Raw genomic sequence first — 21282 nt, forward strand, 5'->3', positions numbered from 1 at the left:
ATCTAACAGTCTCCTTCTTCCCCTGATTGCTGCTTCATATTCCCGTTTTTCTTCACAAGCAGCAAATGCTCGCAAACCAGCACAACCTCATCGTGCTGATTCATGACCTCGCACAGCTCACTGACAATGCCTTCCGCCGTCCGTTTGGGATGATCGCGTTTTTCCTTAACCGTAACCTTGACCCGGATTGTGTCCCCGATGAATACCGGCTTAATGAAGCGCAGCCTGTCATACCCATAGGAGAAAGCTTCGGGATTAATCACGCCTGCGGTCATTCCGACGGCCACGCTGAAGATCAGCGTTCCGTGCGCAATACGCTTCCCAAAGGGCTGAGTTTTGCACCACTCTTCATCCATATGATGAGGATAAAAGTCTCCGGTCTGGCCCGCATGAAGAACAATATCCGTCTCTGTAATCGTCCGGCCGCCGGTCATCCGTTCCGTGCCAGGCTCGTATTCCTCATAGTATACAGCATGAATCATTCTCTGACTACGCCTCCGAATTCTTGTTTGATTTTGTCGTTATGCTCGCCAATTTTCGGGGAGCCTATGGCGGATTGGTAAATTTCCCCGTCAATCCGGATGGGACAGCGCGTGGTGATCAGCTCAGCGCCGTTATCCCTCTTGACATGCTGCGTCATTTGAAGCTCTTTGAACGCTTCATGCTCAAGCAGCCGCTGCCAGGTCAAGACATCGGAGCACCAGTAACCGGCAGGCTCCAGTATACCCAGCCAGTGAGCGGTATTCCCCTGCTTCAAATGATCCCTGAGATGCGCCTTGATCTCGTCTCTTTCTGCAAACCAGCTGGCAGGATCGGCATACGCTGCCAGCGGCCCGCATGCCAGCAGTTCCCCGAGCTCTGTGACCGATCCCATTGCAAGGGAAATAAAACCGTCCTTCGTTTCGTAGATGCCGTATGGGGCACCAAGGTAAGCATGGGCACTGTTCACGCTGCTGCGCTGCGGGGCTTTGCCCCCATCGTTCAGATGCGTCGTAAGCACCTCAAATTGAAAATCTAGCGTTGATTCCAGCAAGCTGACTTCCACCAGGCCGCCCTGCCCCGTAATGCCCCGGCGGACCAGACAAGCCAGGATGCCCTGAACCAGATGCCCCCCTGCCATCATATCGGCGACCGCAAGGCCAAACGGAACGGGCGGCTGATCCGCATCTCCGTTAAGCCAGGCCAGACCGGATAGCGATTGAACAAGCAGATCCTGGCCCGGTTTGTTTTTCCACGGACCATTCTGGCCATAACCCGTTATTGTGCCATAAACCAGGAGGGGGTTCCATTCTTTGACTGTCACATAAGAAAGACCGATTTTCTCCATCACACCCGGGCGGAAATTTTGAATCATCACATCCGCCTTTTCAATCAGCTTGCGGACAAACTGAAGATCAGCCGGGTCTTTCAAATTGGTGGATACGCTTTCCTTGTTGCGATTAATGGAATGGAACAGCGTGCTGTCCCCATCCAGCTCCAGGTTGGAGATATACAGTCTTCGGCATAGATCTCCGCCATCGGGACGTTCCACCTTGATGACTCTGGCACCCATATCGGCCAAACGCAGCGCAGCCGACGGGCCGGACAGAAACTGGCTGAAGTCGAGCACCAGCAAGCCTTTGAGCGGTTTAAACATGATGACTTCCCCTCCCTGTCCCCGTCCGCGAATCCCGGTACAACCGGTTTAACTTGCCGATTACCTCCGCGGCATTGCCGCCGTTCATCATGTATTCACGGACATCGTCGCCGGCATGGTCCTGGAAGCTCAGATAGCCATTATATCTTGGGCGTACAAAAGCACGATCGAGCGCCGGGAGCGTCTGCGAAAAATAATTCAGGCTGCGCCGGTTGTTCTCCGCGTCTTCCCACGCCGAGCGGTGGCCCGGCTGGCCGCCGGCCTCAGTAAACAGCGTGCGCTGCGTCATCGGGTCCGCAGCAAAAGCCGCATAAGCAAGCGCTTGCTCCTTATGCTTCGAGCTGCTGGATACGGCAAGCCCGGTTCCGCCTAGCGTGGATTGAAGGCGCTTCTCTTCATAGTGGACCAAATCCCCGAATTCCAGCAGATGGGCTGCGTAGCCGCGCCGTGAATAATTGGAATATCCATAGGCAAACGGGCAATAAGCAAGCGTGTTTCCTTCGGACATTGCTTCGTAAGTGGCAATGGGATTGCGTTGAAAAACTTCACGGCTGCATAATGACGCCAATTCGCGAAGCTTATCCAGAGCAAGCTTCCCTGTTTCCCTGCTAATCATCTCATCCTGATCCAGAAAAGGAGTCTCCCCAAGCGCAAGACAGAACATATAGAAATTCATCAGGCTGTCAATGGCAATCGCAGGGAAAGCGACCTTACCAGCCTTGGCAAGAGACAGCACATCTTCCCATTGATCCGGTACGCCGGCATCGCAAGCGGCAAGGAGATCAGGCCGCCATGAAGCAACCGGTGTTGCTGCGTCGATCGCCAGTGCCGTCTGGCGGTCATGGAATATGTAGCTGCTGTGCGAAGCGCCGACCGAGCCGGCCGCTTGCTCCTCCATATAGTCTGCGGACAAGAAATCATGAAGCGGAAGAAGCACCCCTTGCTCTGCGGCATAACCGGCCCAGGGATGGTCGATTACGAGCAGATCATAGGCATCCACCAGCTGCTGCAGAGGCATATCGGCAAACTGCTGCAGCGATCTTTTGTCCCAATGGATCTGCACATCCGGGTGGAGCTCCGAATAACGCTGGCTGGTTGCAACCATAGGCAAATAGCCGCGTGTGTGATTCCACGTCATTCCTTTTAAAATAATTCCCACTGATGCCATCCCCTTTGATATTTTGGCCGTTACCTGTTCTTGTGGAGCCCTTATAAAGATGAAAGCCTTTGCAAAAATAACGAGGATAATCAATTCCGTAAGAATAAAGTAATAATCAAGTTCGTGGTAGTACCACAATACCAGAGTAACAAAAGCCTTCTGAAATGACAATTGATTTTTTTTGTGACTCGCCTTCCCATGCAAAAAAAACAAGCCGCTCGTGATTCCGTTTCACGAGGCAGCTTATTTGTCATGAATATAGGTCTACAAAACGGAAGGGATTAGCCGGTGAACTCTTGAACCCATTCATTATTATAATAAGCGATGCCTATCCGGGTATAACTTGTGTTCAGGATGTTGGCTTTATGTCCCGGACTTTCCATCCAGTCTTTCATCACCTGTGCGGGTGTTGTCTGGCCGTTGGCGATGTTCTCGCCCGCTGTGCGGTAGGTGATTCCGTTCGCCTTCATCAGATCAAACGGGGAGCCATGTGTTGGAGAATTATGGTCAAAGTATTGATTGTCGTACATATCCTTGGCTTTAATCATGGCCACATTTGATAATTCGCTGTTCATTTCCAGTGGGTTCAATCCAGCATTGGATCTTTCCTGATTCACCAATTCCAGAACCTGCTGTGCATATTGAGTTCCATTGGTTGTCCCACCCTGCTCTTGGCCTGCCGGGGTCTTTACTTGATTATCCGGTGATCCCGTTCGGGCCTGTCCGGCCGGATTTGCCGGGGTCTGCACCTGATTATTCGGTAAGCCCGTTCGGGCTTGTCCGGCCGGATTTGCCGGGGTCTGCACCTGATTATTCGGTAAACCCGTTCGGGCTTGTCCGGCCGGATTTGCCGGCATTTGTTCTCCCCTGTTTCCTGCTGGTGCTTGTCCGCCGATTATATTCAACAAATCAGAGACGACCCCGCTTGGAGCTTCTTTCATGGTGACCGTTGGTTGTTTTGCCCTTGAGGTCGATGTCGAGGACGCCCGCGTTATCACTCGAGCCGGATCAGAGGATTGCATATGGGTTTCAATACGTTTTTGATTGTTAGGAGTGGATTGCTTATGGATCGTATTGTTATTGGCCGCGCAGCCTGTAGCCAGCAATAATCCTGCTATTACGATAATCTTAATCATCATTTCATTCTCCTTAGAATTAGTGGGTGTGTTTCCTTGATGTCTCGCATATTAAGGTTTGCTGCTGGACGGCGATTTATTCCTTATTCTGCTGTCTTACAGCTTTTTTATTCTAAAAACAAGCTTTCGTAACCTGCCAACCGGCAGAACTGGTTCTTCATCTTGGCAGGTACCAGATAAATCTGGGACTATTCATTCCCACATCCTGACTATATGCTTGGTACATAGCAAGTTCACAATTCTTACAGATGAGGATGTGTCCCATGACTGATGACAATAAGCGTGTATATATAACTGCCGCAGGTGCATTTCTGCCTGGAGAGCCGGTTGGAAACGATGAAATGGAAGAGTATCTGGGCCATATCGGCGGCAAACGCTCCCGAACCAAATCAAGGATTCTCAAGGAGAATGGAATCACCTCACGCCATTATGCGATCGATCGCCAACAGCAGACAGTTTACAGCAATACGGAGATGGCCGCCAAAGCTATTCAAAATACGCTTGACCACTCCTCCGTCACTGCCAGGGATATCGACTATTTGTCCACGGCCACGACTCACGGAGATGTTATTATACCCGGACTTTCCAGTATGGTTCAGGCTGAAGCGCAGCTGCCCGCTATGGAAATCGCCAGCCTACACGGTGTATGCGGAAGCGGTGTGGCCGCTATCCAGGCCGCTTATCTGCAGGTGAAAGCCGGAGGCAAGCGCCATGCCTTGGCCTGTGCCAGCGAATTTCCCAGCAGGGTGTTCAAAAGCAGCCGATATGAAAACCAGCGGATTTGGCAGGAAAACGGAAAAATCCCGTTTGATACGGATTTCCTGCGGTTTATGCTTTCGGATGGTGCAGGAGCGTTCCTGCTGCAAGACAAACCTGCACCGGGACGCCTGTCACTGCGCATCGAATGGATTGAAATCAAATCCTATGCCAGCCAATACGACACATGTATGTATGCGGGCGCGAACAAGGGGGAAGACGGCCATCTTGGCCAGTCCTGGCTGGATTATCCCAGCTATCAGGAAGCGGCCGATGACGGTGCCATTAATATGAAACAGGATATCCGCCTTGTGAATGAAATGCCGAAGCTTGGCGTCAACGACTTCTTCCAACTGGTCGATGCCGGCAAGGTAACCGCTTCCGATATCGATTGGATGGCCTGCCACTATTCCTCCCATTTCTTCCGCTCCGAGGTATTTCGTCTCCTTCAGCTTGGCGGTGCGGATATTCCCGAGGAAAAATGGTTCACGAACCTTTACACGAAAGGAAATACCGGATCGGCATCCATCTTCATTCTGCTGGAAGAACTGATGAAAAGCGGCAAGCTGAAGGAGAATCAAAAAATTCTGTGCATGGTGCCGGAAAGCGGGCGTTTTCTAACAACCTTTATGTATCTGACCGTTGTTTCCGATGAGCCTGGCTCTGCTTCAGATGTGACGGAAGAAGAAGCAAAGCATGACACGCTCAGAGAACCGCAAGCGCCGGCACTTGCCTTCGACGAATCGGATTCGCTGCAGGAATGGACAGTCAGACAGCTCGTTCAGGTATGGATTGACTTTGAAAGCCGGCTTAATCGGGTACCGATCATTGACAAGCTCAACCGCGGCAGATTTACCCTGGAGGATTATAAGCTTCTGTTGTATAATATCCGCCAACAGGTAATTGACGGCTCGCAATGGATTGCGCGTGCGGCATCCAATATCTCCATCGACCAGATCGAGCTGCGGTCCGCTTTCATTGCCCATGCCAGCGATGAACATAAGGATTATCAGATTCTCGAGCGCAATTATCTGGCTATCGGGGGATTGCAGGAAGAGATTCAAGCGGGGAACAAAAATATCGGCAGCGAGGCTTTATCCGCCTATATGTTCCAGCGGGCAAGCCGGGAAAACCCCTTTGACCTGCTCGGCGCCATGTGGATCATCGAGGGGCTCGGGTGCCGGATGGCCCGGCACTGGGGCGAGCTGATCCGCGACCAGCTGAAGCTGCCGGAGGATCAGGTGTCCTTCCTGCTCTATCACAGCGAGAGCGACGTGAACCATTTTGAGCGGCTGGAGAAAGGCATTCAGTCGGAGATGCTGACCGAGACGATTGCCAGAAATGTGGTCAAGACCGCCAAGGTGACTGCCCGCTTGTATATACTGCAGCTGGAAGAGCTGGGCAATTATTGACACACAAGGAGGTTTAATCCGCATATGAGCACACCCGAGTATTTTTATGAAATGGAACATAATCCGAAGGATCCCAATCCTTTTTTGGCTATCTTCCTGGATCGGAGCATTCCGTTTGACGAATCGGCCAAAGCGGCCTTTCTCAAGGATTCGTCAACCAAATCGCGGCAGTTCCTGCTGCCGCTGCTTCGTCCTTTTGCCCGATTGTCGATTATCGTTATCAAGCTGATACGGACCATTCTGCCCAATGCGTTTGCTTCCTCCAAGCTGCTTCACAAGCTTCTGCACTGGGGTTTGAAGACCTTTGTCAGTCCGGAAGCCAACTATATGATTCTGCGTCATTTTATTCTGGGCTCGGAAATCCTGCGATTCATCCGCGACAATGTTCCAGGTGTAGACGTGAAGCTGAACCCTTTAACGCCATATAACCTGGAAGCGGTGAAAGATGACCTGTTTCTCATCCATGATCTCAATATTTATAATTTTATTATCAACCTTAATAAAGAAATGAAGGAAAAAGGCATTGAAATCCAGCATCAGAAGAAGCTGAATATGGATGGCATTACACTGGAGCCACATCCCATCGAGCCCTTGCCCAAACGATGGAGCAACAAAATCGATTTGCTCACGGCCATCGAGTTTTTCACGCCCATCTATCAGCTGTTTCTCACCGACAATGATTTCTGGCGCGCCTCCAATTCCCTGCAGTTGGACGAAATTGTCGGTATCTATGCCTCGACCATCGTCAATGAACCTCAGCGGCTTGCACTTGTCAATAACAAGCATCCCATGGTTCCGCTGATTACGCTGCAGGCGGGATACCGGCTTGTGCTTCATGGGCTGGCGACTGAGCAGCTGCATGCCATGCTGGTGCAGAAGAAACGCGAGCTGCTGGGCTTGCCGAAGCTGTAATAGGGCAAGGCCGACTAACAGATACATAAAGGGAAGGAGGAGTTGCAATGAACGAAAAAAGCAAGGAATTATTTCTACTGGCTCAGCGTTACAAGCAGCAATTATCGCAGCATCCTATTCTTTCACATTATTGGAACTCCATATCCCTGGTCGTCAAAGGCAGTATTTCAAGAGGCAACTGCGATCAATATTCAGATATCGATTTCGTTTTTTTCTGTAACGACGACGATTTGGCATCCATCAACAAGGATTACCTGCAGGCCGGCTTAACCGACCGCACGGACGGCGTATTCATTCCGCTCCAAGACTGGGCGGGACATTATCATTTTGAATCCTATTCCAGGCTGCAGGCTTATTTTGATGACCATTATTTTCCTCAGGTCTGGGAGTTCCAACAGGCGATTCCAATCCATGATCCCAAGAATGTTTTTCAATTGCTTATTGTACGGGCGTCCCGGCAATTTCTCAAACAGCCGGTTCAGTTTATTATGAAAAAATATCTGGATTTGTCCTTAACCTTGGATTGGTTAAGGCATCCACTCAAGCGGGGAGACCAGATCGCGGCCAATTTGCATTGCGCAAAATTAGTAACCGACCTGTGCAAAATAGCTTATTTGTTTGACGGGCAAAGCTACCCTCACGATAAATGGATAGCCGCATATTTGTCTGACACCCGATTCGGAAGGTTATATGAATCTGACATTACCGCTTATTTAACGACCTTCCCTACCAGTCATCCTCCCACTCCCCACTTGGAGCTGGAGGCATATCCCTGCTACCGCGAGGGTCTGGCATTAATCAATCATGCCGGTTCATTCATTCGGGAGCATTATGGAGATTATCGTTGGATTGACCGCTGGTACGAATATGCTTGAATGGGCAATTGATAGGGTATGAACTCCATTCCATCTGGCATTGCACCCTTATTGCAGACATACAGAAAAGGCCATCTCTTATCGATGGCCTTCTCTTTGTTATTCCCTTCATCAAGCATCGACTGACCATCTGGCAATCCAGCCCGGCGCTGACACCGGCGTCTTGGATTAATCGACGGCAGGGAGCTGGAACGAGCTTTTTAGAGAAACGATCTGATTAAATACCGGCGATCCGGGCCGCGAATATTTCGTATCTACATTGAAATAGCCATGACGGAAAAACTGGAATTTATCCTGCGGCTTGGCTTCCTTCATTTCCGGCTCGACATATCCCTGTTTGACCGTCAGAGAGTTGGGGTTAAGTTGGTCCAGAAACGTCTTTTCCGGTTTGTCCGCGGCCTCTCCTGCCTCATCCTCCCCAAGTAGCGTTTCTTCAAGCGCTTCGGGGTTGATCAGCGGCTCATACAGTCTGAACTCCGCCGCAACCGCCTGCGAAGCTTCCACCCAATGAATGGTTCCTTTCACCTTGCGTCCGGTAAAGCCGCTGCCGCTTTTGGTCTCCGGATCGTAGGTGCAGCGGATTTCGATCACCTTGCCGTCCTCGTCTTTGATAACTTCGTTGCATTTAATGAAATAGGCATGCTTCAGCCGAACTTCGTTGCCCGGAAACAACCGGAAATATTTATTTGGCGGATTCTCCATGAAGTCTTCCTGCTCAATATAAATCTCGCGGGAGAACGGGATCTGGCGGTTGCCCATCTCCGGGTTCTCGCTGTTATTCTCCGCTTCCAGCCATTCGATCTCGCCTTCCGGATAGTTGGTTATAACCACCTTGAGCGGATCCACTACAGCCATCGTTCTCGGAGCCTTCAGCTTGAGATCCTCCCGGACAAAATGCTCCAGCATTTGCAGCTCCACCAGGCCCTGGCTTCTGGAAATACCGGTCTCATAAATGAAATTGCGGATCGCTTCCGGCGTAAAGCCGCGGCGTCTTAGGCCAGAGATGGTCGGCATACGCGGATCGTCCCAGCCGTCCACATGCTGCTCGTCGACAAGCAGCTTCAGCTTGCGTTTGCTTGTAATCGTCTGGACCAGGTTGAGCCGGCCGAATTCATATTGGCGCGGCGTGTTCGGCATCTCGCATTCTGCCACCACCCAATCATAAAATGGGCGCTGGTCTTCAAACTCAAGCGAGCAAAGCGAATGGGTCACGCCTTCGATCGCATCCTCCAGTGGATGAGCGAACGCATACATGGGATAGATGCACCACTTGTCCCCGGTATTATGATGCGAAACATGAGCAATCCGGTAGATGACAGGGTCCCGCAGGTTAATATTCGGCGAGGCCATATCAATCTTGGCGCGGAGCACCTTCTCCCCGTCCTTGAAATCCCCGCTGCGCATTTTGCGGAACAAGTCGAGATTCTCCTGCACTCCGCGGTCGCGGAAAGGACTGTTGCTCCCGGGTTCGGTCAGCGTGCCGCGCATTTCACGAATTTCAGCAGCGCTGAGATCATCGACATATGCTTTGCCTTTCTCAATAAGTCGCTCCGCCCGAATGTACATCTCCTCAAAATAATCGGAAGCAAAATACAGGTTCTCCCAATCATACCCAAGCCATTTGACGTCTTCCTTGATGGCATTTACATATTCGACATCTTCCTTAGTAGGATTGGTATCATCCAAACGAAGATGTGTCCTTCCGCCGAACTCATCCGCCAGGCTGAAATTAATCCAGATTGCCCGGGCATGTCCAATATGTAAATATCCATTAGGTTCAGGTGGAAAACGCGTGACCACTTGCTTCGTTTTACCGCTTTCCAAGTCCTCGGTTATAATATTCTTGATAAAATTGGGGGGAGTTGTTGCATTCTCCACATCGATCAACCTTTCGTCATGCATATTGTTTCTGCAAAATAAGTTTCATTTAAATATACCTTTAAAATGGCGAATGATCAATCTCCCTTGGCTTTTCGGCCGCTCAGCGCACTTTGGATCAATAGCCGGGAGCTTGGATGAACAAGACTTTTGTGGATCCAGATGGCCGCTTGAGCCCCGTCCCCCATGGCGATCGCAGCTTGTTCGGAATGAGCGGTCACATCGCCTGCCGCCCAGAGATGTCGTATATCCGTCATTTTCGTGCGGGCATCAACGGAAATATGATGATTGTCCAGCAGTTTGACGCCAAGCTGACGGGCCAACTCCGATTGTACCTTGTTGCCGCCGAAAGCTATAAATCCGCAAGCTGCCTCAATATAAGCACCGCTACTCAAACGGACACCGCGGAGCGCGCCTTGCCGATGGTCCACGCCGACTATTTGTTCCTCCATATACAGGATCCCCTGCTGATTAAGCAGACTGATCTTCTCATTGTCCAGCTTCTGCTTCTCGTGATTTATGTAAATGATATCCGTTGTCCAATACCGAAGCACAAGCGCCATCTCTGCACCGGCATTTCCTGCACCCAGCACCAGCGCTCTTCGGCCTTTGATCTCATATCCATCGCAATCCGGACAAATATAAATACTGGTGCCCAGACATTCCCGAAGCTGCAGATCAGCGGGAACCCGATCCTGCACGCCTGTGGCCAGCAGCAGCCGCTCCGCGCTGTACGTTTCCCCCGCTAGCGTGTGGATATCAAAGCCGGATCCGCTGATTTCCGCTTTTACGGCCTCGGCCTGCAAAAGCTGAACGCCAAGCGCCTCAGCCTGCGTTCTGCCTGAGCGCAGAAGAGACTCCCCGCTGATTCCTTCCGGCCATCCGAGCAGATTATGATAGCGGCGGCACAGCGTGGAGCGGCCTCCGCGAGCATCCAGCAGCAGCACCCGGTGCCGGTATCTTCCCAGTTGAACGGCAGCCTGCAGCCCGGCGATTCCGCCTCCAATAATAATACATTCGTATGAAATGGTAATCTCCCCTTCTTGTCTTATTCATTCTTATTGTTCCTCGCCAGTCTCCTGTTAACCGCTGCCAGAGGCGTTATAGGAATGCACCTTTCTGATCCCGAAAAAAATAACGATTATTTGCAAGTCGGAAACAATTCGTAATTTCATTGAAACAACAACGGGGTAATCTATACTTAGCTCATCAAACACGATCCAGGGAGGAATTATTCATGACATTCTTTACAAAAAGCTCTAAAACGCTCACCTTAGCCGCGCTGGCTGCGCTTGTTTTGGCCTCACAGGCGAGTGCCGCCCCCGCAAACAGCGGGAGCGCTCCTGAACCTGTCGCGAAGTTGGTTGCCGTTCAGGAATCTGGATCAGCAGCCAAGGTATTCGAGGATTTCCAGAAGATGCTGAAGAAAACAGGCCAGCTGCCCGCAGCATTCAACTATCTGAAAGCCCATATTAAAAAAGTCTCGCCTTATCAGGCATCCTTGATGGTGCTTTATCTGGAGAATGCGATAAAAAAAGAGCAGCCCGCAATGGATAAGCGATTTTTTGCGGACGCCATCCAGACGGCCATCGGCAAAGTCTACAAACCCGGATATAGCATAACCGATGTGCTTAACCGCACCAAGGATAACAAGCTGAAAGCGCTGCTGAAGGAAGCAGCTTCAAGCGGCTACAAGCTGGAAACAGCGGAAGGCATGTTCTTCACCTTCGTTGATTACAAATCACTTCAGCCTTTTGCCAAGGATGTGAATGCGGATATTAAAGCGTATATCGATATCATGACCGTGGAAACGGAGAAAGCGAAATTGAAGGATGCTGCACTTGTGATCGGCTATCAGGAGCTGGTCAACCGTGCACTGGCTGCCGAAAAATTCGTGTCCAGCTATCCAAACTCCAACCGGACAGCGCAAATCAAACAGCTGCTTGCCGAATATAAATCGCTCACTTACTATGGAGCCAACAATACGCCGCTGTTTGATTACGACAGCAAAAAAATCCATCCTAACGCCAAGCTGGGCTACACGAACATGATCACCTGGAACAATCCCGCCTCCAGCGAATATTTGACTCTGCTGAAGAAGTTTATGGATCTGCTGGCAAACAACGATTATAAACTGACTGCAGAAGTGGAGAAATTCCGCAAAGCCAATATCATCAATCAATAGCAGGCGAAAAACAAAGCAAGAAAAAAATGCAGCCGTTATCCCTCAGGATATTTGGCTGCATTTTTGCATCTTTGTGGAAGGAGGCGAATCAGCCGACGATCATTCCATCGGACAACTGGTCTTCATCAAAAAGCTCCTATCACGGTTTTAGCATAACATCCAGATAGTCAATCTCCGCGTAATTAGCCCCTTTGGTAAACCGGATTTTATTATGTCCGGCTAATAAGGTTTTCTCGATTGCAGTCGTTCCCCAATTTCCCCATCCGGAATAAACAATGCTGACCGCTTGGCTCGTTCCTCCATTGACGGTCATGTTGTAGGTTGCGGTCGGATTGCCGCTCGTTCCGTTGGCCGTTCTTGCCAACAGAATATAGGACCCGGCCGAAGCAACGGTGACATCGAATTCCACGTAGCTGTTCGCATTATCGATATAGCCTACCTTTTTGCGGCTTGAAGCGGTTTCGTCCTGAACTCGTTTCGCCCCGTTTGCAATCGTCGCCTCCTCGGCTTCATACCGCTTTCTTTCGGGCTCTCCGGACGGCAGCCGGATTGGAAAGTTCGGCGAGGCCGGAACGCCGAAGTTAGGCGTGTTGTCGGCTTTCCAGGTAAAAGGCTGCGCTCTTACGTTCCTCGTCCAGCCTGCGCCTGTCCATCGGGCGGCATGATAGATCAGCCAATCCTCGGTGCCGTCCGGCGATTTGGTGAAGCTGTTGTGCCCCGGTCCGAAGACGCCGCTTCCGCTGTTGAAAATCGACGCGCTGCTCTTCGTCCAGGAAGAGGCGGACAATAAGTTGGACGTGGTGCTTGCCGTCAGCAGTCCCAAGTTGTAATTATTGCTCCAGCTACCATCCGCCGAGTATACCAGATTCACCTTATTGTTCTTGACGATCGGCTGAGGCGCTTCGTTTACGCGAGGTGTCTGACTCGTCTCCCAGCTGTACGTCGGCGATGAAATTAACGTTCTGGGGCTGGACAGCGTATACGGATTGCTCATCGAAGCCACATAGATGTTCTGTCGATTCTGATAGGGAGAATCCCATCCGGACCAGAACCAATACAGCTGTCCCGCGAGATTCAATACGGTGCCGTCGATTGCCCACAAATCCGTTGCGTCGGATATTTTTCCTTTGTCGGTAAACGTACCCTGGAACGGGTCCGCGTTCGTATTCTCCAGTACGAACATGCGATGATTGACATCGCCGGTATCGGCGCAGGTCGTGGCCGAATAATAGGCATACCAGGCATTGTTCAGAAAATGAATTTCCGGCGCCCAGATCGACTTGCAATTAGCCGCGTTGGGGTTATTGGTCGGCGGGGTCCAGATGACCTTCTTCTCGCCGGATTCAATACCGGTCAGGGACTTCGATCTCCAGATCGTCACATTGTTCCCCGTCGTCCGGGTGTAATAATAGTAACCGTCGGTATGCTTGTAGATCCAGGGATCGGCTCCATCCTGAGAGATGACGTTATTGAAATCGGATCGGGCAAGCATAGGCGAACGCACCTCCACTTCGGATAGCTCTACAAGGCTGCTCTGGGCGCCTCCGGGAAATCTCAATCTCAAATATCTCCCCGCAGCGTTTAAAGTGTACGAGTACTTCGACGAATCGTAGCTCAAACCCTCGACAGGGACATTCGTCGCGCTTTGAACGGCAGTCCACGTAACCTTGTCGTTACTTACCTCGAAGGTGATGCTGGCCGGCACGGTATAGGCGGTACCGAAGGGGTATTCCCGGAAGTATACGGCCACATCCTGTATGGAAGTCTGCGTTCCCAAATCTACCTCCCACCATGAATTTACTTCTCCTGCGACGGTTGAAGCCCAGGCGTTCTCCGCCGTTCTGCGGGAGTGTGTGCCGTCAACCACTTTGGAAGCCGGGTACATGGCCGAATACACCGACGAAGCCGCCGTTTTTCGCTTGAAGGCTGCATTAAGCGACTGCCGCTGATGCTGAGGCAATCTGCGGTTGTAAATGCCGACCTCCGACAATTGCACGAGCGTATCCTGGCCGCCTTCCTCGAACAGCAATCGGACATATCTTCCTTGACCGTTTACGGAGTAGGAGTATGTGGCGGACGCATAGGGTTGACCATTTACGGGGACATTGGCCGACCGTGCAATCAGCGTCGTCCAATTCGTGTTGTCGTCGCTGGTCTGAATGGTAATCGTCTTAGGCGCCATGTAGGCCGTATTCGCGGTTAGCTCCCTGAATTTCACCTCAATGGTTTTGAACTTTTCCTGCTGCCCCAAATCAACCTTCCACCAACTGTTCAAGTTCGTACCCGAGGCGCTGGACCACGCATTGTTCTGATTGGCGGTTCCGTGACTGTCGGATCCGTCGTTCGCCTTGCCTGCGGCTAAGGTTCCGTCATACGCGGAGGAAGCGGAAGCCGTCTTTCCGATCGCCAGGTTGGGAGATGCCGCTACCGCTTTTTCCTGCGCAATTTCCACCTCCGAAAGCTCGATCAGCGAGCTCTGACCCCCAGTCGGAAATTTCAGCCGAACGTATCTGGCTTCTCCCTGGAAAGGGTAGAGGTACACTTCGGAAGCATAAGACGAATTTTCAAGCGGCACATTCGTCGATTGGTTCACGGCCGTTGTCCAGTTGACGTCATCGTTGCTTATTTCCACGGTGACCGATTTCGGAACCATATAGGCCTTTTTCTGGAACTCGCGATACTTGACTCGAACGCCTTCCATCTCCTGTATTTTACCCAGGTCCAGCTTCCACCAGGAAGAAGCAAGCGCCGCGCCGCTGGCGGTAGCCCAAGCATTCTCCAGAGAGTCGTTGCTGTTGATGCCGTCCACGGCTTTCGCGGGAGCATAAGCGGCGCTGAACTGCGATGACGCAGTGGCGGTTTTCTTGAATCCCGGGTTGGATATGATGGTGTCCCAATATCTTTTGGCCCGCGCAAATTCTGTCGCGTTGTTCATATAGGCATCGGGGTTCCACATCCAGTTCGCAAGCGATATGGCATAGATTTTGTGCGGCGTCGTCGGCCGGAAAATATTTTCGAGCACGCCTTCGGAAGTATTCCGCGGCATATCGTTCCAAACGTAACCGCCCGGCAATGTCAACGGTTGAGCCGGCGGAACTAACGTCTTCGTTTTAAAAGGAACCCTTTGATCCGTAAAATAATAATTGTCGATTTCCCATTTCGGAACATCCGGATCGTTAAAATTCAATCGGGTATCCGCCAGCTCGTAATCGTTGTGCCAATAGAACGGAATTTTATAGGGGTTGCCTGTATAATTTCTCCAGGTAGATACGTGGGCGGGCGTCAACTCCGTCGAGAACACATTGTACCCTGTCCAGGCCGCCCCGATCTCCGGGAGCAGTCCGTTCGTATAGGTATTCAAATAAGTGCCGATAGTGGACTCCGTAAGATTATACTTCTCGGGGGTCGACAGCAAATAGAAGCCTTCCTGACCTGACAAGCTTCGCTGGACTTTATTGGCCAAATCCCGATGCTTCGCCGGATCCGGGAAGGCCTGATCGTCAAAAGCCAACATAATTTTGGAAGCGCCCTCATTCAGCGATAATTTAAACAAGTCAATCAGCTTGCCGAATTCCGCATCGGTCGGCATTCCACCCGAATAACCGGGATTGACAGCCTGCATAAACTGGATAATGCCTTTATCCCTCTCATAGTTGCTGAATTCCTTTACCGCATTCACATAATTCGCGGAAGGGTTTCGCCATCCGTTCTCTAACAGATGGCTGTAACATAAGCTGAACACGTTGATCTTCAGCAAAGGGAGCATATGCAGCCAGTCCCTGGCGTCGGAATACGAAAATTCGCCTTCATTGTTAGCATGAAACTTGGTATTGATGTCCTTGATAATCCGCATATCCAGGTCCGGATAATCGCGAACCGATATGACCCGCAGCCGGGTCAGGGTGCCGCTCGTATCTACCATTTGGGCAAGACTCGTCGAACCGTAATAGGCTCCGATAGCCTCATAACCGGTTACCAGCACGATATGCTGATTACCGACCAACGCCCGATCTATCGCATACCCCTCCTTGTGATCGGGAACATCGATGGAGTGGCTGCCGTTCACGGTATTGGTATTCTTCGTTCCGATGGCAATGACCACCGAATAGCCGGATGTGGATTGATCGTCGTAGAGGATCGGAATTTGCTGCCCGTTCTTGCGGGCAATGACTCTTTGCAGTAAATTCGCGCCTTCCTCCTCTGCCGGGGAAGCTTCTCTGCCGATTACTATAGCCGCTTTATAGGAGGTACCGTCATACAGTGTCAAAAACTCGTCCGTATAGCTTACCTGCTGAGGCGTTGGCACGATTTTGTCGATATCCGCAATCGCCGCACCGGCGCGTTCAAACGGGCCAATGAGAAATCCTGTTGCCACAACAGCTAGAACAATAATCATTCTTGCCAGATACACTGTATAACGTTTCATTTAGTAACCTCCTCTATTATTCTTTAAGCGATCCCAGCATTGCGCCTTTGACAAAATATCTCTGCAGGAACGGGTAGACGATCAGAATCGGCACCGTGGCAAAGATAATAATGCCTGCGTTCATCATTTCCGGCGTAACAGGCATATTGAGTTCGAACTGCACCTCCCCCATGAAGTTGTTCAGCCCTTTTTTGGCGACCAGGTTCTGCAGCAGCACCTGTAAAGGATAGAGCGTCTTGTCCCTGATGAAAATAAGTGCGGAAAAGTAAGTGTTCCATTGATAAACGGCATGGAAAAGTCCGATTGTGGCAATAACCGCCGTCGATAAGGGCAGCACGACACGGAAATAGATGCCCGCCTCGCCGCAGCCGTCTATTTTCGCCGCATCGAATAGCTCACTGGAAACATTCCGGAAAAAGGTTCGCATAATGATCACGTAAAACGCGCTTGTTGCTCCCGGTATCATCAATGACCAGAGTGTATCGAGCATATGGAGGGATTTGACAAGCAGAAAACCCGGTATAAGCGGCGCGGGTAAAATAAAAGTAAGTACGATAAGCCGCATAATCCACGTTCGACCTGGCATGGACGTTCTGGAGAGCGCATAAGCAAACATGGATGTGAGCGCCAAAGTAATCAACGTCCCGACAATGGTAATATAGACACTGACGCCCATCGCCCTCCACATCTCATCCATTGAAATTATTTTTTTGTATACGGCAAACTGCAGACCTTTCGGCCAGAAATAGACTTGCTTCGCCTGCGCATAAAGTGGAGAACTCAGGGAAACCGACAGGATGTGAATTAACGGAGCCAACATGATAAAGCTTAGAGCTGTCAATATGGTGACCAAAAATGATTGGAAAGCAAAAGGTTTACGCATGACCCTACCTCCTATGTTTAGTAAAGGCTCTCTCCGGTTGTTTTACGACTGATCGCATTCAGCCCGAATACAAGTACAATGCCTACCACCGCTTTAAATAAAGCAATTGCAGTCGTATAGCTGTACTGCCCGCCTACTAAACCGAAAGTATAAACATACGTATCGAACACCTCTCCCACATCCCTGACGAGCGGATTCAGGAAAATCAGTACCTGCTCAACATTCGCATCCAGAATATGCCCAATCGAGAGAAGCAGCACGACAACCATAGTCGGCATCAATAATGGCAGTGTAATGCTCCACATTTGCCTCCATCTGCCGGCGCCGTCAACCATAGCAGCTTCGTAGAAATTCGGATTAATTCCGGAGAGTGCCGCCAGATAGAGAATGGTGCCCCATCCAACTTCTTTCCAGATCCCCGTGGATATCAGTACGGCTATGAATGTGTTTTCATGTGTTACATAGTCAACCTTAGCTATGCCCACTTGACTAGCTATCGTATTAATAAAGCCTTCGTAAGCGAGTAGATTTATGAAGATAGAACCGACAATAACCCATGACAGGAAGTGAGGCATGTAGACAACGGTTTGTACGATTCTCTTGAACGCCATCGATTTCAGTTCATTCAGCATTAACGCTAAGATGATCGGTGCAGGGAAGCCGAACAACAGGGAATAGAAGCCGAGCTTCGCTGAGTTGCGAAATACTTCATAAAAATCTTCGAACCCGAACATCCGCTCGAATTGAGCAAAACCAACCCACGGACTATGTAAAATTCCTTTAAAGATGTTATAGTCCTGGAAGGCAATGACATTCCCAAGTAATGGAACGTATTTGAATAGTAAAAAATAGAGCAATCCGGGCAAAGCGAACAAGATGAGAACCCACTTGTCGCGTAAAACTAACCGCTTATTCATAACATCACCTGCCGATTCTTGTAGATGGCCAGACCTTTTCCCATTTTTCTGATCATTCATGAACCGCGCTGCATGCATGAAACATGCAGCGCAATCCTCAATGAACGTTATTTGTGGAACGCATTATACCACTGCGTTGCTTCTTCGATTGCTTTATCTCCGCCGCGTTTATTCCAGTCTGCAACAAATTTGTCGAAGGCATCAAGCGGTTGATTTCCCGTCATGATCTTGGAGAACATCTCGACGAACATCGTTCCCCATGTCGATATTTCAGGGTTGTTCTGGAAGGTGACAAGCGGCGGCATATACAGACTATCGTGCGGCATTGCAATATCGGCTGATAGCTTGTAGCCTGCAATTATCTTTTCCGATTCCGGCAATGTTTTTAATACCAGATCGTTGTTGAACCCGATTTCACGGGGATTGATGGACAATTGGAACATTTGGAAGGCATTTTTGTCCGCGTTCACGGGAGCCGAAGCATCATATTTGAGATCTCCGCCTACGTCGGTATAGTTGGACCCTTCAATCCCATAGGCGAAAAACTTGTCTGCTTCCGGGGCGCTCCATGCCCAATCGAGATACTTGATGATTTCTTCAGGATTCTTAACCGTTTCAGGAATCACCCACACGAAATAAATGCCATCGGACACAGGTCCCAAGCCTCTTTCACCTCTAGGTCCCGCCGGTGGAGCAATCATCGAGATCTTGACCTTGTCCGGCTCATTGACGAATTTCTTCGGCGCATTGGTTGCACTGAAGTCTGGTGTGTATTGATAGACAGCGGCAGCAAAGCTGCCCGACTTCCCGTTATAAATATCGGCACGGAAATCTGCCTCCTTCTTCGTGAACAAATCACGATTGACATACCCTTTCTCATATAGCATCTTATAAAATGCGATTGCTTCTTTCATCTTTGGACTGATCATATCAGGAATCAACTTGCCATCCTGCATATGCCAGGTTCCGGGATCAACGCCGAACGATCCGAAGAACATCGAGCTCCAACCCAATCCTTCAAACATCGTATAGCCGTATTCGTCGTTCGGATCCCCATTTCCGTTCACATCCTGAACCTTAACCTGCTCGAAATAGTTAAGCCACTCGTCAATCGTTTCCGGTTGCTTCAGGTTCAGCTTGTCGAGCCAATCCTGGCGGATAAAACCGATTCTGTCGTTTGCTGTTCCGACAAGAACCGGAATGCCGTAAATTTTCCCGTTCTTTTGAACTCGTGGACTGTTCCATGCTGTTTCAGGAATGCGTTTTTTTAGATTTGGACCGTACTGATCAATCAAGGGACCTAATTCTTTGAAGATACCCTGTTCGACCGCATCTTTGTGAATGGTAGAATCGATGCTTGGCGTCCGGACCAAATCCGCCAAATCCCCAGAAACAAAACGCAGAGAGAGCTGTTGATCGTAGTCGGAATGCCCCAGAAAATCATAACTGAGATTATAACCTGATAACTTATTTAATTCTTTGATATAGGGATCGTCTGCTTTTACTGTTTTGGCATACTCCGCTTCTGCATGGGAAAGCAGTACCTTAATGGATTTATTGCCTGAATTCTGGGAATTGGCACCGCTTTCATTTTTGGTTTCATTACTTGTTTTCCCATCACTCTTCGGACTGTTTTTGTTTCCATTGTTCTCCTTGCTGGAACACGCGGAAAGAATGAGTGCGAGTGCAATGACGATTACCCAAATTTTCTTCATTTCGTGATACCCCTCTCGTCTGATGTGGTGCATAATTGATATTTGCAAGGCGGTCAAATGCTTGAGGTCGCGATCCTGACAGGCATTTGGCCATCCATTGAAACTATTGCCGTATATCACGAAATAATCACGCATCATGAATCTACTGATCTATAAATAGGATTGGATTACTTTGTTGATACCGTTTGCAATATCTTCCATATCTTGCTCTGATCCGAGAAGAACGTTCTGGTGTAACCAAAGCATTTCATGTTCGGACGCTCTTTCTGCCATCGGACAGCTGTTAGTCCTTACTTCTCCAACCAGCTTGCGGATTCGATCGATAATGGCGGAATTCTTGTTAAGAGGGACATATCCTGCCGTAACCGGTATCCCCTCCGCATTCAATTTGCGGATAAAATCTTCTTTAACATTTCTGTTTGAAATGTTTCTATCAAGCTTGAACATATAAAGGTGGTTCGCATGTTTCGTAATTCGGCTATCATACTTCACGGGGTGAATTCCTTCAATTCCGTGCAAGAGTCCATCCAGTTTTTTTGCGCTGCGCTGGCGGATTTCCATCTGATCCTCCAGTCGGCTCAACTGGGCAAGCGCCAGTGCAGCCTGCACCTCACTAAACCTGAAGTTCCAGCCAATACTTTCGTGCTGATACCATTTACCGCTGCGAACACGACCACAGTTATGAATCGACCAGACATGTTCGGCCAATTCCTCATCGTTGCTCACAATGACTCCACCCTCACCGCAATTGAGATTTTTACTTGATTGGAGACTGAAGGTACCCAAATCACCTAGTGCCCCTACCCCCTGATCTTCCCATTTGGCGGCTACCGCCTGCGCGGCATCTTCAATTAAAGAGAGTTTATATGTCTTCGCAATTTGACTCAAACGGGTCATATTGGCTGGAGCACCGGCAATATGAACAGCGATAATCGCCTTTGTGGACGGAGTGATAGCTGCTTCAACCTTATCCGGATCAATCAGCATGGACTCATCTACATCCGCAAATACAGGAATAGCGCCGATCATCAATGCAGCCGTAGCGGTAGCAATGAACGTATAGGAGGGCATGATGACCTCATCGCCTGCTTCTATGCCGGCAGCCAGTAAAGCAATACTTATGGCAATTGTGCCATTGTTGACAGTTACAGCGTAATTCGCATCCTGCAGACGGGCAAACTGTTCCTCAAATAATTTGATTTTATCCGGATCTACACCTCCCCAGTTCCCCGATCTGACGGCCTCCAGCATTAACTTTTCTTCCAGTTCGCCAACTATCGGCCAGCTGGGAAATGGGGCCGTTCTTATCGGACTTCCACCGTCTACTGCTAATCTTATCTTCTGCATGCCGTTACTCCTTCTGGGTTTATGGTTCAACCGGCTCATATCCGA

At 50.0% G+C, this 21282-nt stretch carries 15 protein-coding genes; 4 read left to right on the forward strand and 11 right to left on the reverse strand.

Going from position 1 to position 21282, the window contains the following annotated elements; genetic code table 11:
* Positions 1-2: 2 nt before the first annotated feature.
* From IEY46_RS12475 to IEY46_RS12490, 4 genes are all read right to left on the reverse strand, one after another.
* Positions 3-482, reverse strand: coding sequence for a MaoC family dehydratase (locus IEY46_RS12475; protein ID WP_188992334.1), 480 nt, complete (start codon positions 480-482; stop codon positions 3-5).
* Positions 479-1636, reverse strand: a complete 1158-nt coding sequence (locus tag IEY46_RS12480) for a CaiB/BaiF CoA transferase family protein (protein ID WP_188992335.1) — start codon at positions 1634-1636, stop codon at positions 479-481. Before IEY46_RS12480 ends, IEY46_RS12475 begins: the two co-directional genes overlap by 4 nt.
* Positions 1629-2795, reverse strand: coding sequence for an extracellular solute-binding protein (locus IEY46_RS12485; protein WP_229750269.1), 1167 nt, complete (start codon positions 2793-2795; stop codon positions 1629-1631). The genes IEY46_RS12480 and IEY46_RS12485 overlap by 8 nt, the downstream gene beginning before the upstream one ends.
* Before the next feature lie 281 nt (positions 2796-3076).
* Positions 3077-3934: a CAP domain-containing protein gene (locus IEY46_RS12490; protein ID WP_373288802.1), complete on the reverse strand. Its 858-nt coding sequence runs from the start codon at positions 3932-3934 to the stop codon at positions 3077-3079.
* Between the two features lie 260 nt (positions 3935-4194).
* Here IEY46_RS12490 and IEY46_RS12495 point away from each other — a divergent pair, with 260 nt between their 5' ends.
* The 3 genes from IEY46_RS12495 to IEY46_RS12505 are packed head-to-tail and all read left to right on the forward strand — an operon-like array spanning position 4195 to position 7886.
* Positions 4195-6099 carry a 3-oxoacyl-[acyl-carrier-protein] synthase III C-terminal domain-containing protein gene (locus IEY46_RS12495; protein WP_188992338.1) on the forward strand — a complete coding sequence of 635 codons (1905 nt, stop codon included), beginning with the start codon at positions 4195-4197 and terminating at the stop codon, positions 6097-6099.
* A 24-nt stretch (positions 6100-6123) separates the two neighbouring features.
* Positions 6124-7011, forward strand: coding sequence for a DUF6999 family protein (locus IEY46_RS12500; RefSeq protein ID WP_188992339.1), 888 nt, complete (start codon positions 6124-6126; stop codon positions 7009-7011).
* A gap of 47 nt (positions 7012-7058) precedes the next feature.
* Entirely contained in the window at positions 7059-7886 is an 828-nt protein-coding gene (locus IEY46_RS12505) for a hypothetical protein (protein WP_188992340.1), read from the forward strand.
* Positions 7887-8054: 168 nt separating this feature from the next.
* Here IEY46_RS12505 and IEY46_RS12510 read toward each other — a convergent pair whose 3' ends face one another.
* Together IEY46_RS12510 and IEY46_RS12515 are read right to left on the reverse strand one after the other, a co-directional pair.
* A complete protein-coding gene (locus IEY46_RS12510) occupies positions 8055-9788 on the reverse strand; it encodes a glutamine--tRNA ligase/YqeY domain fusion protein (protein ID WP_229750270.1) in 1734 nt (577 codons plus the stop codon).
* A gap of 53 nt (positions 9789-9841) precedes the next feature.
* Entirely contained in the window at positions 9842-10792 is a 951-nt protein-coding gene (locus tag IEY46_RS12515; protein ID WP_188993780.1) for an NAD(P)/FAD-dependent oxidoreductase, read from the reverse strand.
* 209 nt (positions 10793-11001) lie between these two features.
* On the opposite strand from IEY46_RS12515, the gene IEY46_RS12520 reads away from it, so the two are divergent.
* Positions 11002-11949 (forward strand): hypothetical protein, encoded by a 948-nt coding sequence (locus IEY46_RS12520; protein ID WP_188992341.1) that lies wholly within the window; start codon positions 11002-11004, stop codon positions 11947-11949.
* A gap of 139 nt (positions 11950-12088) precedes the next feature.
* Here the strand turns inward: IEY46_RS12520 and IEY46_RS12525 are convergent, their stop codons facing one another.
* From IEY46_RS12525 to IEY46_RS12545, 5 genes are all read right to left on the reverse strand, one after another.
* Positions 12089-16375, reverse strand: coding sequence for a family 43 glycosylhydrolase (locus tag IEY46_RS12525; RefSeq protein ID WP_188992342.1), 4287 nt, complete (start codon positions 16373-16375; stop codon positions 12089-12091).
* Positions 16376-16391: 16 nt separating this feature from the next.
* Positions 16392-17258, reverse strand: a complete 867-nt coding sequence (locus IEY46_RS12530) for a carbohydrate ABC transporter permease (protein ID WP_188992343.1) — start codon at positions 17256-17258, stop codon at positions 16392-16394.
* Between the two features lie 17 nt (positions 17259-17275).
* Positions 17276-18175, reverse strand: coding sequence for an ABC transporter permease (locus IEY46_RS12535; protein WP_188992344.1), 900 nt, complete (start codon positions 18173-18175; stop codon positions 17276-17278).
* Positions 18176-18282: 107 nt separating this feature from the next.
* Positions 18283-19890, reverse strand: coding sequence for a type 2 periplasmic-binding domain-containing protein (locus IEY46_RS12540; RefSeq protein WP_188992345.1), 1608 nt, complete (start codon positions 19888-19890; stop codon positions 18283-18285).
* Between the two features lie 150 nt (positions 19891-20040).
* Positions 20041-21237 carry a DegT/DnrJ/EryC1/StrS family aminotransferase gene (locus IEY46_RS12545; protein WP_188992346.1) on the reverse strand — a complete coding sequence of 399 codons (1197 nt, stop codon included), beginning with the start codon at positions 21235-21237 and terminating at the stop codon, positions 20041-20043.
* Between the last annotated feature and the right edge of the window lie 45 nt (positions 21238-21282).

It is taken from the genome of Paenibacillus nasutitermitis (assembly GCF_014641075.1).
Classification (GTDB): Bacteria; Bacillota; Bacilli; order Paenibacillales; family Paenibacillaceae; genus Paenibacillus_Z; species Paenibacillus_Z nasutitermitis.